The organism is Anaerolineae bacterium, assembly GCA_013178165.1.
Taxonomy (GTDB): domain Bacteria; phylum Chloroflexota; class Anaerolineae; order Aggregatilineales; family Ch27; genus Ch27.
Genome location: JABLXG010000007.1, coordinates 47,917 through 63,981, shown reverse-complemented (window position 1 = coordinate 63,981; position 16,065 = coordinate 47,917). Strand labels below are relative to the sequence as shown.

The following is a 16,065-nucleotide window of genomic DNA, read 5'->3' as shown; positions in this document are numbered from 1 at the left end:
GCCGCCGATCCCACCAGAATTGGGGGTGAGCGTTCCTGGCAGGCATGCTAAGATGGGGTGGCGACCCGGAAGAAGTTAGCGCGGGAAGAGCCGTATGCTGAAGAGGGGGAAGTCATTATGGCAGGGACTACGGTGATTGCTGTTAACCACGTCACCAAAACGTACAACAGTCACCGCGCCGTTGATGATCTGACTTTTGAGGTCAGGCAGGGGGAGATCTTCGCTTTCCTGGGGCCGAACGGCGCGGGTAAGACGACGACCATGCGCATGATTCTGGACATCCTGAAGCCCGATTCGGGCACGATTACCGTACTGGGCGGGCCATTGACGGAGGCGACCAAGAGCCGCATTGGTTATATGCCGGAGGAGCGCGGCCTGTACAAGAGCGTGCCGCTGCTGGAACTGCTGGGTTACCTGGGCGTCTTGAAGGGAATGAGTGCGGCGGACGCCCGCCAGCAAGCGATTCGCCTGCTGGAGCGGCTGGAACTGGGCGAGTACCGCAACAAAAAGGTCAGCGAGCTAAGTAAGGGTATGCAGCAAAAGGTGCAGTTTATCGCCACGATCCTGCACCGGCCAGAGCTGATCATCGTTGATGAACCATTCAGCGGTCTGGACCCGGTCAACACCCAGACGCTCAAGGATATGCTGCTGGAACTGCGCAATGGCGGGGCAACCATCCTGATGTCCACCCACCAGATGCACCAGGTGGAAGAGATGGGCGACCGCCTGCTGATGATCGATCACGGGCGCTGTGTGCTGTATGGGCCGGTGGACGAAGTGCGCAGCCGCTTTGCCCACAATGCTGTGGTGGTACGGGGCCGGGGCGACTGGTCAACTATTGATGGCGTGGAGCGGGTAACGGTCAACGATAGCGGGCGGGAGTTCACCCTGCAACTGGCGGAGGGTGTGACCGCCGCTGAGATCATGCATCGTCTGGCCATCAGTCCGGATCATCACGTCAGCAGCTTCAGCCTGGCCGTGCCAAGCCTGACCGAGATTTTCATTGAGGTCGTGGGAGGCAGGAACAACAATGCGTAAGATATGGCTGATTGCCCGGCGCGAATACTGGTACAACTTCCGCCGGCGTTCGTTCCTGTTCACGGCGTTCGGTGTCCCGCTGTTTACGTTTGTCATGATGTTCGTGGTTTTTGCGATCTCCGACACGACGTTTGCTGGCACCGGCCAGCTGGGAAACATCGGTTATGTGGATCAGACCGGTGTGTTGAACGAGGCGGTGGAAAAGCCGGAAGAGTATCAGGCGTTCGCTGATGTCGAATCGGCGCAGGCAGCCCTGCTGGATAAGCGCATTGGCGCGTATTTTGTGCTGCCGGAAAACTTCCTGAAAACAGGAGTGGCGGAAGCTTATACGCTGGAGAGCGTCCCCGATGGCATTGAAGACCAGTTCGCCGACTTTGTGCAGGCCAACCTGGCTCGCCTGGCGCCGCCGGAACTGCCGGTGGAACGCCTGCGCAACCCGCTGGACCTGACCGTAATTGAGCTGGATACCGGCGCGGAACTTTCCAGCACTGACGCCTTTCTGGGCCGTTTCATGTCGCCACTTGTCTTTAGCCTCATCTTTCTCATGGCGGTCAATACCACCTCTCAGTTCCTGATGTCCGGCGTGGTGGAGGAAAAAGAGAGCCGGATGATGGAGATCTTGATCACCAGTTGCACGCCGCTGGAGATGCTGTGGGGCAAGGTGCTGGGGCTGGGCGCGCTGGGGCTGACGCAGGTCGTTCTGTGGGGCATCGGCGGGGCGCTGCTGATCAAGAGCCAGCCGGAGAGTGCCTTTCTGCAATCGCTTTACCTGGATCCGGGCTACCTAGCAATCGGACTGGTCTACCTGGTGCTGGGTTACTTCCTGGTAGCCTCGATTATGGCTGGCATCGGCGCGGTAGTCACGGCAGAGCAGGAAGGCCGCCAGTTCGCCAGCGTGATCACGCTGGCGGCTGTGCTGCCGTATTTGATGATCATGCTATTCATGCAGAATCCCAATGACGCTGTGCCGGTTGCACTGTCGTTGTTCCCGCTGACAGCGCCGATCGCTATGTTGTTGCGTATACCCATGGGGCCGGTTCCGGGCTGGCAGGTGATCCTGAGTATCGTCCTGCTGGCAGCGGCCTGCCTCCTGACGGTGTGGGTGGCGGCGCAGATCTTCCGGATCGGGCTGCTGATGTACGGCAAACGTCTGTCGCTGCGGGAGTTGCTCAACGCGCTGCGGCAGGGGCGGCGGTCAATGCTGACAACGTCGCAGGAGGCTGGCTGAAATGCGCCACTTGTGGGAAGTCTTCCAGTTTGAGTTTGTGCATCAGTTCCGGCGGCGGGCTTACCTGTTCACGACGTTTATCTTGCCGGTGCTGGTGGTGGTGGGGTTGCTGGGTGTACAGGCTTTTCTGAACTATCAGGCCAGCCGTGAGCGGGAGAGCGGAGGGGAAGCGCAGACGGAGGAGACTTTCACCGGGAAGTTAGGCTATGTGGATCACAGCGGCCTGTTCGAGAGTCCCGGCCTTTTCGGTTCAATGCTGATCCGTTACCCCGATGAGGACTCGGCTCTGGACGCGATGCGCGCCGGCGAGGTCGATTCCGTATATGTGATCGCTGCTGACTATCTGGATACGGGCAACGTGACGCGCTATATCCGTTCGGTGAGCATCAACAGCATGCAGGGGGATAGCTTCTTTCAGGCTTTCCTGATGGACCGGCTGCTGCAGGGCGTGGATCGCGATCTGGCGCTGCGGCTGCGCTCTGACATTGTGATTGTGGAGCATCAGGTCGCTGCCAGTGGGGAGGCGGCGGTAGCCCGCAGCGAGGATTCGTCCTTTGTGCTGGTGTACGTGTTTGCCCTGCTGCTGGCGATCGCCATCTTCTTCTCCGGCGGGTACCTGATGAGTAGCGTGATCTATGAGAAGGAGAGCCGCATGATGGAGATCATCCTCTCCTCAGTGCGGCCATTGCCGTTGCTGGCGGGCAAAGTGCTGGCTTCCGGCCTGCTGGGATTGATCCAGATCGTGGTCTGGGGGATTGTTGCGGTGTATGGTCTGAGGCAACTGGGCGCGATCATACCGTCGCTTTCCGATCTGGCTGTGGCGCCGGAGATGCTCGTGTGGGTACTACTGTACTTCATTGGCGGTTTCCTGCTGTTTGCCGGGGCGTATGCCGCTGTTGGAGCCATCGCCCCGTCCATGCGGGAAGGGCCGCAAATGGCGGTGGTATTCACCCTGCCGGCGATGCTACCCTACTACTTCCTGGCTATCTTTGCGGAAACGCCCAATGCCGTGCTGCCGGTGGTGTTGAGTCTGTTCCCGGTGACGGCGCCGGTGGGGATGGTGATGCGCCTGATGGTGACCACTGTGCCGCTCTGGCAGTTGTTGCTTGGCCTGGCGCTGCTGCTTCTGGCTGGTTTCGGGGCGATCTGGCTGGCCGGACGACTCTTCCGGGTACAGGTGCTGCTGTCCGGGCATCTGCCGCGCTGGCGTGACATTCCACAGCTGGTTCGCGAGCGTTAAGCCGCCGCAGGCGCGCAAACAAAAGCCCCTGTTTGCCTATCTTGACAGGGGCTTTTGTGATCTGGCAAGCAGGGTTAGGTTACTCGACCGCCCAGTGCACCATGCCGGTCTGGTAGATACCATCCAGGTATTCGTGGTGGGGCATCACCCGCACGGAGATGCCGCGCGCCCCGCTTTCGGTGTAGTGGGTGGTCACCACGTATTCATAAGTGCCGTCATCACGACGGTCGGCAACCTGCATTTCAACCGATTGTCCGTTCTGAATGAAGCCCTCGGTATCCAGCCGCCCGGCGTAGAGCTGGACACTGACATCTCCCGGCGTCAGGTTAGCCAGGTCCACCCAGGCCCGAACGGTGACTTCCTCGCTGACTTTCAGTTCGTCGGTGGGGATTTCCACGCGCTTGATGGCGACACGATCCCAGTTGCTCTTGATGCGTTGCCACCAGCGGAGGTAGTCGCGCCCGTTGGTCAGATCGCTTTCGGTCAGGCGCAAGTAGCGGTCGCGAGCCGGGACGTAGTATTTCTCGGTGTACTCCCGCAGCATCCGATGGGTATTGAAGATCGGGCTGAGCTGGCGCATGGAGGCCTTCATCTTAGCGATCCAGGCAGTTGGCAGGCCATCATGGCCGCGGGTATAGAAAGTAGGGATGACATCCTGTTCCAGCAGGTTATACAACGCCTGGCTTTCGATCTGATCCTGCATCTCCCATTCAGCTTCGGCGTATTCCTCGCCGCTGCCGATGGCCCAGCCCAGCGAGAGGTCATACCCTTCCGCCCACCAGCCGTCCAGGATGCTGGCGTTAAGGCCGCCATTGTAGATCACTTTCATGCCAGAAGTCCCGCTGGCTTCCTTTGGACGGCGCGGGGTGTTCAGCCACAGGTCGACACCCTGGATAAGATAGCGGGCGATGGTGATGTCGTAGTTTTCCAGGAAGACGATCTTGTTGCGCAGTTCTGGCCGACGGGCCATGGTGATGATAGTCTTGATCAGTTCTTTACCGGCGATATCGTGCGGATGCGCCTTGCCGGCAAAGATCACCTGCACCGGGCGCTCCGGATCGTTGAGGATGTGGATCAGGCGGTCAATATCACGGAAGAGCAGGGTAGCCCGCTTATAGGTGGCGAAGCGCCTGGCAAAGCCGATCGTCAGCGCGTCCGGGTTAAGGGCCTGCCCGGCGGCTATGATCTCCGCCTGGGAAACACCGCGCCGGATCAGTTGTTGACGCAGACGCTTGCGGGCGAAGGCCACCAGGCGCTCGCGGCGGCGCTCGTGGCTGCGCCACAACTCGGCATCCGGGATCAGATCGATGTTCTTCCACACGTCAGGATCATCGGGGTTTTCCCGCCAGGCCGGGCCGAGGTAACGGTCCAGCAGCACGGCCATCTCCTGGCTGACCCAGGTCTTGACATGGACGCCATTGGTGATGGCGCCAATGGGCACTTCCGCTTCGGGCAGGCGTGGGAACATCCATTGCCACATCTTGCGGCTAACCTCACCGTGCAGACGGGAGACGGCGTTAGCCGCCGCTGATGTCCTGAGGGCGAGTACCGGCATTGAGAACAACTCATAACCGCCCATGTTCTCCCGCCCCAGATCGATGAACTGCTCGCGGCTCAGCCCCAGTTCGCGGAACAGGGGCGTGAAATGCTCGTCGATCAGGTCAAAGCCGAAGCGTTCCAACCCTGCAGAGACAGGGGTGTGGGTGGTGAAGATGTTGCCCGCATTGGTGATATACAGCGCTTCCTCAAAGGACAGGCCGCGCTCCTTGATCATCTGCAGGATGCGTTCCAAGGAGAGAAAGGCGGAATGCCCCTCGTTCATGTGGCAGACCAGCGGGCGCAGGCCCAGCGCATCCAATGCGCGTAAACCGCCGATGCCCATCAGGATTTCCTGGCGAATGCGGGTGCGCCGGTCGCCACCATAGAGGCGATCGGTCAGATCGCGGTCTTCCTCAATGTTTTCCGTCAGGTTGGAATCGAGCAGATAGAGCTGAATGCGACCTACCTGCACCTTCCAGATCTGGGCGTACATCTGGCGGCCCGGCATGGGCACGCTGATTTTGAGCGGCTGACCGTTTTTGTCCAGCACACGACGCACCGGCAGGTTGCTGAAGTCGTTGATCGGGTAAGCTTCCTGCTGGTAGCCGTCCGCGCTCAGATACTGCTGAAAATAACCTTCCTGATACAGCAGACCCACACCAACCAGGGGGACATCCAGGTCGCTGGAACTCTTGAGATGATCGCCGCTGAGGACGCCCAGGCCGCCAGAATAGTTGCGGACGCACTCGGTCAGGCCAAATTCGGTGGAGAAGTAGGCGATGTATGGCTTGTCAAAGTCGCCAAAACGCTTGCGATACCACGTGTTCTTCGTGGTCATGTAATGCTCAAAATCATCCCAAACCCGGCTGAGATGAGCCAGGAAGGCGTCATCTTCCGCGGCGGCTTCCAGTTTGCTCTGCTGGATGGTGCCAAGCATTCGGACGGGATTATGCTCCGTTTGCTCCCAGAGTTCGCGGTCAAGCCGGCGGAATAGGTTGATCGTGTCGTGGTCCCAGCTCCAGCGCAGGTTGTAGGCCAGTTCAAGCAGACCCTGCAACTTCTCCGGGAGCTTGGGGGTAACTTCCACGGTCGCCACAGGTCGAATCATGAAGTGCTCCATTCGGCGAGTAGACAGTGCTTGCCAAGAATAGCCTGCCCACAGGTCAGGGTCAAGCGGCAGTATTGGTCAACTTTGACGAATGAGGGCGGATGCCCCTTCGGATGGAATCGATAAATGACGGTTGTTCTCCGGTTTTGGGACGGGCTGCCGTCTGACAGGCAACCACAAAGGCGGTAGCGTGAAGGCTGCCGCCGCTGAAGCAGGTCTGTTGTGGAGTCGGATTCAGGCAGGGAAGAGTTGCGCCCTGGTTTTAGTCTTCCACCAGTTCGGTGCCGGCTGGAATCTGCTTGCCGGGGTAGTGGCGCAGCAAGTCTTCCTCAGAAAGATCGGTGCCCAGCACACAGCTGTAGCCGATCTGGAAGCCTTCCGGCAGGCGACTGTTCTTACCAATCAGGGTCAGGCCCAGGTCACCGACATCCCGCTTTTCGCCGACTCGGGCGTTCTTGCCCACAAAGACATACTTGTCCAGGATGCAACGCTCGACCACCGCCCCGGCATCAATATAGCTGTCGGTCATGACGATCGATTCGCGGATGACTGCGCCCGGCCCGACATACACACCGGGCGAGAGGATGCTCCGTTCCACGACCGCGCCATTGCCGACAAAGGAGCCATCCGTGATCAGGCTGTCGATCACGGTAGCGCCGGCCTGGATGTGCACTGGCGGCCGCTCTTCGCTGCGGGTGTGGATCACCCAGGTGCGGTCGTTAAGGTCCAGCGAGGGGGGCATTTCCAGCAGATCCATATGTGCCGACCAGTAAGCGTCGACTGTCCCGACATCGATCCAGTACCCGGCGAAAGGATAGGCGTAGACCCGCAGGTTGGTGGCGACCATACGTGGCAGAATATCCCGCCCGAAGTCGTGCTTCGATCCCGGCATGACGCGATCTTCGTTCAGGTAGGTCTCCAGCACATCGCGGTTGAACAGGTAAACGCCCATATTGGCCAGGTTGCCTGGCGGCTCAGGAGGCTTTTCCACAAAGGCCCTGACACGGTATTCGTCGTCCACGTCAACGATCCCATAGCGGCTGGCCTCGTCAATCGGCACCGTGATCGTGCAGACGGTGACATCCGCGTTGCGCTCATTGTGGTAGCGGATCAGGCTGTTGTAGTTCATCTGGTAGACATGATCGCCGGAGAGAATAAGAACTTGGTCGGGTAGGCCGCGCCGCACAAAGTTCAGGTTCTGGGTGACCGCATCGGCGGTGCCGCTGTACCAGTCCGTGTCATAATGCCCTTTGTAGGGCTGGAGTAGCTGGATACCACCGGAAAAGGAGCGATCCAGGTCCCAAGGGCGACCACGTGCAATGTGGTCGTTAAGGCTGTGGGGCCGGTACTGAGTGAGCACAAGAACGTCAAAGATGCCGGAATTGACGCAATTACTCAGCGGAAAGTCAATCATGCGGTACTTCCCGGCAAAGGGGACAGCAGGTTTGGCCCGTTTGATCGTCAGGACCTTCAGGCGGGTGCCTTCGCCACCGGCAAGAATTACGGCTTTGACTTTCACGGTTTTTCTCCTTCCGGAACTCCCAACAGACCATCAGGTGCGTTTTTTCCGCAGCGCCCGTTCATAGCGTTGAACATACAACTCGGCGCTTTTTTGCCAGCTAAAGTCGCGGCGCATGGCCCGCTCCTGCATCCGCCGCCAGGCCGCCGGGCGATGGCGGTAGGTATAGAGCGCCCAACGCAGCGTGCCCAGCAGGGCGTCCGGCGTTTCCCACAGGAAGCGGAAGCCAGTGCCGTGCTCAGCGTCACCGTCGTCGTAGTTCTCCACGGTGTCGGCCAGTCCACCCGTCTCCCGAACCAGCGGCAGGGCGCCATAGCGCATGGCGATCATCTGCCCGAGGCCACAGGGTTCGTAGCGGCTGGGCATCAGGAACAGGTCGCTACCGGCGTAGATACGCTGCGCCAGCCGCGCATCAAACCCGATGGTCGTCCGCGCTTTCCAATGGAAGTGATGGCCCAGCAGCCGGACGTTGTTCTCAATCGATTCTTTGCCAGTGCCCAGGGCCACGAACTGCACATCCTCGGTGGTGAGCAGGTGGCGCATGGCTGGCACTGCTAGGTCGATTCCCTTCATCTCCACCAGGCGGGACACCAGGCCGATCAGCATGACATCGTCGCGCACTTCCAGCCCAGAATCGCGCTGCAGAGCGCGCTTGTTTTCGATCCGCTGGTCGAGCGTATCTACCGAGTAGTTGCGAACCAGATGCGGATCGGTGGCCGGGTTGAACTGTTCGGTGTCGATGCCGTTAAGAATACCGTACAGGTCGCGGTTGCGGGCGCGGATCAGGTTCTCCAGCCCTTCTCCGAAGGACGCATACTGGATTTCCTCAGCGTAGCGCGGGCTGACCGTGGTCAGTTCGTCCGCGTAAGCCAGCCCGATGGCAAACAGGTTATCGGTTTTGTCCTGGTAAACCAGATCAGGATGAGTGCGCGGCGGGACGCCAGCATCCCACAGGTAGCCCCCGGCGTTCCACCCCTGGTAGCCTAGGTTGTGGATGGTGATCAGGCTGGCTGTCCTGGCCCAGCGGTCATGGTAACGGCTTTCATAGATGAGAAACGGGATCAGGGCCGTGTGCCAGTCGTGGACATGGAACACATCCGGGAACCAGCTCAGCCGGTTGCCCAGTTCCCAGGCGGCTCCCATCGCCGCCTGGGAGAAAAAGATGTAGCGCGGGATGTCCCACTCGACCGTGGTATAGAGGAAGTCTCCGCCGGAGAAGTACGGCCAGCCGCCCAGGAAATAGACCGGCACTCCTTCGTGCTCGGTGTAAGCGATATGAACATCCGCCGTGCCCGTGCGACGCGGCAACTGGAAGCTGAACAGCGGCTGAATCCTGTAGCGTTCCCAGTTAATGATGCCGTACTGCGGGATCATCACGCGGGCGTCGATTCCCTGCTGGCGCAGGACCCGGGGCAGGCTGCCGACAACGTCGCCCAGGCCGCCCGTCTTGGCGAAGGGCGCTGCTTCTGCGGCGACAAACAGTACATTCATAGGCGCGACTCCCTCTTATGTCCGTATGTCAGCCCGGCGTGTCAGTGCCACCTGGCTCAAGGGTGCGCCGGTGATGGGCGGTAAGCCCACCAGCGATAATCCGCCTCAGGGAAGACCCGGTCAAGTTCCCAGTACTGCGCGGCAGCAGCGACATCCGGCTGGCCTGACTCCAGACTTGCTGCCAGGCGGTTGAACCGTTCGGCATGCTGGCTGAAGCGCTGGATGGCATACCCGCCCGCCTGGCCGGTGGTGACCAGAAACGGCCAGTCGGAGCTTTCCAGCAGTAACAACTCGCGGGCCGCCTGGTTGAGCACGTCACGAGTCGCCGGGTCAGGGTTAGGATGGGCTGCGGCCAGTCGCTCCATGCGCTGTTCGGCTTCATGGATTGGCTGCCACATCCAATGCGTTTCGCTATTGTCCCAGGTGAAGTGGTTGCCGCCAGCGCCCCAGCTGCTTTCTGGCAGGTGCAGGACTTCTACCGGGGGATGCTCGGTGATGAAACGGGTGGCGGTCGTTAGCTCCACCAGCGGATTGGCCGCCAGCCGGCGCAGTACTTCCCGGATCCAGTCCACGCCTTCAAACCACCAGTGACCAAACAGTTCGGTGTCGTAATTGGAGGCGATCAGCCCGAAGTCGCCGCCAGAGCCGTCGGCGTAGGCGCGTAATTCCTGTTCCACCAGGTGTGCGAAGTGATCGGCGTGCTGATGCACCTTGTACTGCGCCCAGTCGGGATGGTAAGCATCTTTGCCACCCAGGTCAACGCGCGGGCCAGTGACACGCCAGTACTGCAGACCGCTGATGTGATCTTTGCGGTGAAACTCGCGGTAATCTTGGTCGCCGGGGTAGCCCCATTCCGCACTCCAGACCTGCTGGCCGGTGCGGTTATTACGGCCGATGGCGGCCACTCCGGAGTGCTGGTCGGCGTACGCGCCACTGGTGGTATCGCTGACATAATACGGCTTGAACGTGGTGGCATAGCGCTCCGGCATCACGGTGGAGGTGGGGATGACATAGCGGCGTTTGATCTCGCCGTATGGCCCGATGACCTCACCTGCTGCCACGCCTACAGGCTGCCCGCCGGTGATGGTATGGGTTTCCACAAAGAATACCTTGATGCCCTGCTCGGCCAGGAAGCGCTCAATGCCGGGGCGCAGGCGGCCGTCCTCAGTGTAGTAGGCGGGGCGATAGGCGCATTCCGGCAGCCAGATGCCGGTAGGGCGGCGACCGAAGTGGCGCTCGTAGCTGGCAATCCCGGCGCGTAGCTGGCCGTAGATGGCCGAGTCCGTACCCAGCAGTGGCAGGTAACCGTGGGTAGCGGCGCAGGTCAGAATCTCGATGTAGCCCTGATCCTGCAGGCGGCGGAAAGCCCCGATCAGATCGCGCCCGAAACGGGCGTCAAAGCTGCGCTTGATCAGCTCAAACCAGCTCAGGTACCACTCAGCCAGGTAGGCCATGTGGGGATTGGCCTCGCTGGTGGGGACGACTTCAGCGCGGCGTTCCTCTTCCTCCAGTCCCAGCCGGGCAGCAGTCGCGGCGGTCGGGTTGACCACCGCGGGCGGGGCCGCCTGCCCCCTGAAGCGCGGAATGTCGGCCCGCGCAGCAGAAATCTTCTCTTCCATGAAGGCGTCAAAATGATCGATGATGTCGGGGTCGGCGAGTTGTTCGGCCAGGATGGGGGTGATGCCGATGGTCAGGCGGTACAGGACACCCTCTTCGGCGAGGTCATACAGGGCGTTGAGCAGAGGGATATAGGTTTCGCAGATCGCTTCGTGTACCCACTCTTCGCCATGCGGCCAGCGCCCGGCCAGCCGCGCATAGGGCATATGGCTGTGCAGAACAAATGTAAACGCGCCGATCGGTTTCACCGCACTCTCCCTTCACACTGGTATTCACCATTCGAATGTGCAGGCCCCGGAAGGTGCGCTCAGGGTTCCGGTGGCAGGGCCAACGGCTGATGCCGGACGGTTGCTTCCGGGTCGGGTGGCGGCTCCAGGGCGGTGGGGAGCGCCAGGGTCACCCGGGTACCCACCCCGACTTTGCTTTCCAGACTCAGGTAGCCGCCATGGGCTTCGGCCACGGCGCGGGCAATGTACAGGCCCTGCCCCAGGCCACGCGGGTCGATCAGGCGATTGTCGGGGGTGCGAGCCTCACCCCGGTAGAAGCGTTCGCAGACGTGCGGCAGGTCTGTCTCGCGGATGCCCACACCGGTGTCTTCAACCTGGATCAGGATGCGCCCCTGGCGAAGCTCGCCGAAGCGGACGATGATGCGCCCACCAGGCAGCGTGTAGTTGATGCTGTTTTCCAGGATATGCCCCAGCGCCCAGCGCAGCCGCCGGTTATCCCCCAGGATGCGAGCTTGCGCAGGGCGGACACTCTGGACATGGATTTCCAGGCGGGCGCGTTCCCAGCGCGGTTGCAGACCGCGAATGACACTCCAGATCACTTCATCGAGAGCCAGCTCATCGTGGCGGACGGCGAACGTCCCGGCGCTGATCTCAGAAATGTCCAGCAACTCGACGATCATCCGATCCAGCACGTCAACGTTGCGGCTGATGGTTTCCAGAAAGCGGCGGTTGGGGGGGCGATCGGCTGGCTGGCTGAGCAGGATATCGCTCATGCCTTTGATGGCGGTCAGCGGCGTGCGCAGTTCGTGGGAAATCTGGGTGATGAAATCATCCTTGAGACGCTCTGCCAGCACTTCATGGGTGACATCACGCAGGACGATGACCGTGCCGATGATCTGACCGCTGCTGTCGGCGACAGCAGCAACCTGGGCGCCCAGGACGCGGTTGTTGATCTCGGCGCGGATAGGCGCTCCCAGCGGCTCCAGCTCGGCGGATATCCCGGAGACATTCTGTGCCTGCTGGTGCAGACGGGCCAGCGGCCCTTCCCAGAAGGCTTTCTGGCTACCGAGCATCTGGTAGGCGGCTCTGTTCATCAGCAGGATACGGCCGTCAGAATCCTGCATGATCACGCCTTCGCCCAGATTCTCCAGGACCGCCGTCAGGTGCTCGATCTGACTTTCACGGCGGTGAAGCTGATTGCCGAGTTCAGGCGGGGAAGCCGCGGGAGTCAGGGCGGCCCCGCTTTGCTCCTGGTAGGATCGACGGAAAAGGCGTTCGCTAATCGTGCCAAGCGTGCGGATAAAGCCGAAAATGCCGCGTGCCTCCTGCTGCTGGGCTGACAGGGTCAGTGATTGGGGCCGGGAGTCTGTCACCGCCACCTCTCCGGGTCAGGGTCCGGCGTTCAGATGCATAGGGCAGCGCCTGGACGCCTGGGCAATGGAACAGGATGTCAGAAAGCGTACGGAGGCCATTCCCCCCATGCAAACGTTCTACTAACCATACTACCAGTGCATGGCAGGAGATACAACCGGCTGATCAAGGGGAAAGTCTCAGGTTCGTGACAATCCAGCCAAGGTACGGCTTGCCTCCAGAGCTATACCTCTTTATGATTGAACTAACATTCCGATCGTCGCCGTTGTAGACCGCTTCCCTGCGGCGGTGGGAAGTCTCCGGCTAGCACGCTGGGCAAGGAGCACGCTTTGGCTACCTGGATGGTTGTTGACGACGAGCCTGACATCTACGAGTTGCTGCTGGCCATGTTCGAATTCTGGGGGATCGACGGCGTTGCCTTTGTGGATGGCAGCGAGGCCATCGCCTGGATCGAAGATGTGGATGCCATGCGCATTCAGACCGATCTCCCTCCAATGGCGATTATTGACATCCGCCTGCCAGACGTTTCTGGTATCGAAGTTGCGGCCCGGCTTCGGCAAAGCCCCATCCTTGGCAACATTGGGATTTGCCTGATCACGGCCTACCATATATCGCCTGCGGAAGAAGACGAAGCGATGGCTATCTCCCAGGCAGACATGCTCCTGTACAAGCCCCTGCCGCACCCGGATGAGTTCAAGCGTCTGCTGGAAGGAATTCTGGAGCGGCGGGCTGCGCTGGCTGAAGTAGGTGCGGATGAAGCCGCCGAGATGCCACCTGCCCAGCCGGCGGATTCAGCTTCTCCCCTGTAGTCGCATGCCGTAGTCGCCAGCGCAGAAGGGTATCTGACGATGCGGAACATCTCGCCCACTCAGGCTATGGCCCGCCAGGCCCGGCGACTGCTGGTAAGTGGGATGCTGTTGGCCCTGTTCGGCCTGGTGATACTCGCCGCATGGTTCCTGCTGGTCGTCATCCCCCTGTCCAGCGCTGGCTGGTACGGGTTTCTCAAGGGTGCTGCGCTGGTGAGCGGGCTGGCTGTGTTGCTGGTTGCCGGAGTACTGATCCTGCGCAGCCTGCGCTTCCCCCGCGACAATCCTCACGCCCTGCGGATGGCGGAATATCTGGCCCGGTTCCTGGATTATCGCTACACCTTCATCCGCAATATCGGGCGGCGCGGGCTGGGATACGTGGATGCCGTGCTGATTGGCCCGCCCGGCGTGCTGGTCTTCTACTTTTTCCGCCGCACCGGCGCCTACTACTCGGAACGTAACCTGTGGTTTGCCGACTCAGGCGGCAAACTGCAGCCAATCAGCGAGAATCCGACTCAGGAAGCCGCCCGTGATGTCAACGCCCTGCGTGTCTTTCTGGCTGAGCGTGGGATCACCAACGTACCGGTTTATGCGGTGATTGTCGTGGTTGATCCGGATACTGCCGTGACTGTCCGCCAGCCGGTTATCCCGGTGGCGCACATGCCAAATGTCCAGGCTGCCCTGCATGACAATTACCTGGCTGCCGATCGCATCTCACCGGATCGCGCAGTTGCTACTGTTCGGGCGATCATGGAAGGGCTGGCCTGAGCGGACGATATGGCTGGGTCTGCCCCAGAACGCCCTAGAGCGCCTTGGTGGAAATGATGAAGGCAGCGGTGGCAGTGTTGGTGGCCAGTGGTACGTTGTGCACGTTGCAGATGCGCATCAACCCCTGAATGTCCGGGTCGTGCGGGTGCTTGCCCAGCGGGTCGATAAAGAAGAAAACCGCCTCGATAACCCCTTCCGCCACCCGTGCAGCGATCTGGGCATCCCCCCCGCGTGGGCCGGAGAGCACGCATTCCACCTTCAGTCCGCATTTCTCTGCCAGCAGCTGGCCGGTGGTGGCGGTGGCGACCAGTTCATAGCGGGACAGGATATCGCGATGCTCCAGGGCGAAGGCGACCATATCCGCCTTCTTGCCGTCATGGGCGATCAAAGCCAGGGTTTTAGCTTCAGGCATGGCAATTATTCTCCTCCCGGTTGATGTTATGGCTGGCGCGGCAGCAGGTTGATGTGAGCCGCACAGGGCATAGCGCCGCGTCCATTGGATGCTGCACACCACGAACCGAAAATCATTGTATAATACAGGTAGAAGCGCCGGGCATTCGGGGCGATTCGAACCAACACCAATTGATAGGGTCATGTCGTTTTACGACTACCCACTTTGTGTTATGTGGTTCAAGGCCTTAAGCTCCGGCGCTTTGCTATTGCCTCCGCTTATTCCTCACCCTCGATTACGTAATCGGTTGACCTGCCCTCAGGAATCTCCGCCATCGCCTGTTGAGTTGCACGGCATGGGCGTAGTAGCCTTCCAGCTGGGCCATGATTCGTTCCCAGGGGCGCGCCTCGGCATAGGCGCGTGCTCCCGCGGCCAGGCGACAGCGCAAATCCGGCTGGTCGCGTAGCAGGCCCACAGCAGCAGCGAATGACTCCGCCGTTGGCGAACAGATGATGCCCGTCTCGCCGGGAACGGCCAGGTCCGTAACGCCTCCGCTGGCGGGGACGACTACCGGCAGCCCGGATGCCAGCGCTTCCAGTACCACCTGGCCAAATGTCTCGCGAGTGCCGGGGAAGACAAAGATATCGGCGCTGGCATAGGCAGCAGCCAGGTCATCGCCGAACAGGTAGCCGGTGAAGACCGTCTCCGTACCCGCGAACAGGCTCTCGATCTCGGCGCGCGCCGGTCCGTCGCCTACGATTGCCAGCGCGACTCCGGGGAGTTCGGCCACCTGTCGCAGCAGATCGAGGTGTTTCTCCCGGGCCAGGCGGCCAACGTACAGGCAGAGTAGCGACTCAACCGGGCGCTGGCCCAGCAGGCGGCGGCGAGCGTCGGTGCTACGCCTGGCCGGGTGAAAGCGGCGGCTGTTGACGCCGCGTCCCCAGTAACGGACGCGATGAAACCTCCAGGCGCGTAACTGGCGGAGGGTGTCCTGTGAAGGCGCCAGCGTCAGGTGGCACAGATTATGGGTAACGCGGAGCCATTCACGAATCGGCGTGATCAGGAAAGGGTAGCCGTATTCCTCACTGTAGCCCGGCAGATCAGTTTGATAGGTGGCGACGATGGGGATGCCACGATCCCAGCCAGCGAGGGCAACGGTGAGCGAGAACAGCGCCGGGCTGAACAGATGAATCAGATCGGGCTGGAAGTCGTCCAGATACTGGCGCAGTCCCAGGTTGGGCAGGGCGACGCGCGACTCCGGGTAAAACGGCATCCCCAGCGAAGGCACCGGGATGACCGGCGTCGGGCCGATCGCGGCGGGGGCGGTATCCGGGGCGAAGACCAGCGCTTCCCGCCCGGTCAACTGCAGATGACGCAGGGTCATCAGCACCGTCTTGGATACGCCGTCAAATTTGGGCAGGAAGGCTTCGGCTACCAGGATCACCCGGCGCACCGGGGCGAGTGTCACTTCCGGACCGGGCGGGGCAAGGTTGAATTCCTCGCCGAGCTGTGGAATCAGCGGGGATAAATCGGTGCGATCACTGGATGGAGATAACACAGTCTGGAAATCCATGGGCATCCCGGCCAGAACCTGCCGTATCACTGCCTGTCTCTATGCTAACACAACGGTGGTTGTCCGGGTGCCGGGCGGCGTTAGCTCTGCAGGTGCAATTTGCCTATAATGCGCCATAACGAGGGTGTCGCTGCTCTGGCTGGCGACTC

Annotated in this window: 12 protein-coding genes; 5 read left to right on the top strand and 7 right to left on the bottom strand. The window is 60.9% G+C overall.

The window, feature by feature from the left end; translation table 11 throughout:
- Nucleotides 1-117 precede the first annotated feature (117 nt).
- The 3 genes from HPY64_07555 to HPY64_07545 are packed head-to-tail and all read left to right on the top strand — an operon-like array spanning nucleotide 118 to nucleotide 3,506.
- Nucleotides 118-1,038, top strand: coding sequence for an ATP-binding cassette domain-containing protein (locus tag HPY64_07555; protein ID NPV66984.1), 921 nt, complete (start codon nucleotides 118-120; stop codon nucleotides 1,036-1,038).
- Complete coding sequence (locus HPY64_07550; protein NPV66983.1) at nucleotides 1,031-2,266, top strand: ABC transporter permease; 1,236 nt, start codon at nucleotides 1,031-1,033, stop codon at nucleotides 2,264-2,266. The genes HPY64_07555 and HPY64_07550 overlap by 8 nt, the downstream gene beginning before the upstream one ends.
- 1 nt (nucleotide 2,267) lies before the next feature.
- On the top strand, nucleotides 2,268-3,506 hold the full coding sequence (locus HPY64_07545; GenBank protein ID NPV66982.1) for an ABC transporter permease: 1,239 nt from the start codon (nucleotides 2,268-2,270) through the stop codon (nucleotides 3,504-3,506).
- A gap of 79 nt (nucleotides 3,507-3,585) precedes the next feature.
- Here the strand turns inward: HPY64_07545 and glgP are convergent, their stop codons facing one another.
- From glgP to HPY64_07520, 5 genes are all read right to left on the bottom strand, one after another.
- The gene (gene glgP / locus HPY64_07540) at nucleotides 3,586-6,153 is read right to left on the bottom strand and encodes an alpha-glucan family phosphorylase (protein NPV66981.1); all 2,568 of its coding nucleotides are present in this window, start codon (nucleotides 6,151-6,153) and stop codon (nucleotides 3,586-3,588) included.
- 262 nt (nucleotides 6,154-6,415) lie between these two features.
- The gene (gene glgC, locus HPY64_07535; GenBank protein ID NPV66980.1) at nucleotides 6,416-7,672 is read right to left on the bottom strand and encodes a glucose-1-phosphate adenylyltransferase; all 1,257 of its coding nucleotides are present in this window, start codon (nucleotides 7,670-7,672) and stop codon (nucleotides 6,416-6,418) included.
- A gap of 33 nt (nucleotides 7,673-7,705) precedes the next feature.
- A complete protein-coding gene (locus HPY64_07530; protein ID NPV66979.1) occupies nucleotides 7,706-9,163 on the bottom strand; it encodes a glycogen synthase in 1,458 nt (485 codons plus the stop codon).
- Between the two features lie 56 nt (nucleotides 9,164-9,219).
- The gene (locus HPY64_07525) at nucleotides 9,220-11,028 is read right to left on the bottom strand and encodes a DUF1957 domain-containing protein (GenBank protein ID NPV66978.1); all 1,809 of its coding nucleotides are present in this window, start codon (nucleotides 11,026-11,028) and stop codon (nucleotides 9,220-9,222) included.
- 59 nt (nucleotides 11,029-11,087) lie between these two features.
- Nucleotides 11,088-12,380, bottom strand: coding sequence for a PAS domain-containing protein (locus HPY64_07520; protein ID NPV66977.1), 1,293 nt, complete (start codon nucleotides 12,378-12,380; stop codon nucleotides 11,088-11,090).
- Nucleotides 12,381-12,707: 327 nt separating this feature from the next.
- Here HPY64_07520 and HPY64_07515 point away from each other — a divergent pair, with 327 nt between their 5' ends.
- The gene (locus tag HPY64_07515) at nucleotides 12,708-13,187 is read left to right on the top strand and encodes a response regulator (GenBank protein NPV66976.1); all 480 of its coding nucleotides are present in this window, start codon (nucleotides 12,708-12,710) and stop codon (nucleotides 13,185-13,187) included.
- A 39-nt stretch (nucleotides 13,188-13,226) separates the two neighbouring features.
- Entirely contained in the window at nucleotides 13,227-13,952 is a 726-nt protein-coding gene (locus tag HPY64_07510) for a hypothetical protein (GenBank protein ID NPV66975.1), read from the top strand.
- A 34-nt stretch (nucleotides 13,953-13,986) separates the two neighbouring features.
- Here HPY64_07510 and HPY64_07505 read toward each other — a convergent pair whose 3' ends face one another.
- Nucleotides 13,987-14,364 carry a methylglyoxal synthase gene (locus tag HPY64_07505; GenBank protein NPV66974.1) on the bottom strand — a complete coding sequence of 126 codons (378 nt, stop codon included), beginning with the start codon at nucleotides 14,362-14,364 and terminating at the stop codon, nucleotides 13,987-13,989.
- A 274-nt stretch (nucleotides 14,365-14,638) separates the two neighbouring features.
- The gene (locus tag HPY64_07500; protein ID NPV66973.1) at nucleotides 14,639-15,946 is read right to left on the bottom strand and encodes a glycosyltransferase family 1 protein; all 1,308 of its coding nucleotides are present in this window, start codon (nucleotides 15,944-15,946) and stop codon (nucleotides 14,639-14,641) included.
- Between the last annotated feature and the right edge of the window lie 119 nt (nucleotides 15,947-16,065).

Excerpts from the sequence above, each read along its gene's own strand:
- HPY64_07505 (NPV66974.1), bottom strand. The coding sequence starts at position 14,364 with ATGCCTGAAGCTAAAACCCTGGCTTTGATCGCCCATGACGGCAAGAAG.
- HPY64_07550 (NPV66983.1), top strand. The coding sequence starts at position 1,031 with ATGCGTAAGATATGGCTGATTGCCCGGCGCGAATACTGGTACAACTTC.
- HPY64_07510 (NPV66975.1), top strand. The coding sequence starts at position 13,227 with ATGCGGAACATCTCGCCCACTCAGGCTATGGCCCGCCAGGCCCGGCGA.
- HPY64_07545 (NPV66982.1), top strand. The coding sequence starts at position 2,268 with ATGCGCCACTTGTGGGAAGTCTTCCAGTTTGAGTTTGTGCATCAGTTC.
- HPY64_07530 (NPV66979.1), bottom strand. The coding sequence starts at position 9,163 with ATGAATGTACTGTTTGTCGCCGCAGAAGCAGCGCCCTTCGCCAAGACG.
- HPY64_07555 (NPV66984.1), top strand. The coding sequence starts at position 118 with ATGGCAGGGACTACGGTGATTGCTGTTAACCACGTCACCAAAACGTAC.
- glgP (NPV66981.1), bottom strand. The coding sequence starts at position 6,153 with ATGATTCGACCTGTGGCGACCGTGGAAGTTACCCCCAAGCTCCCGGAG.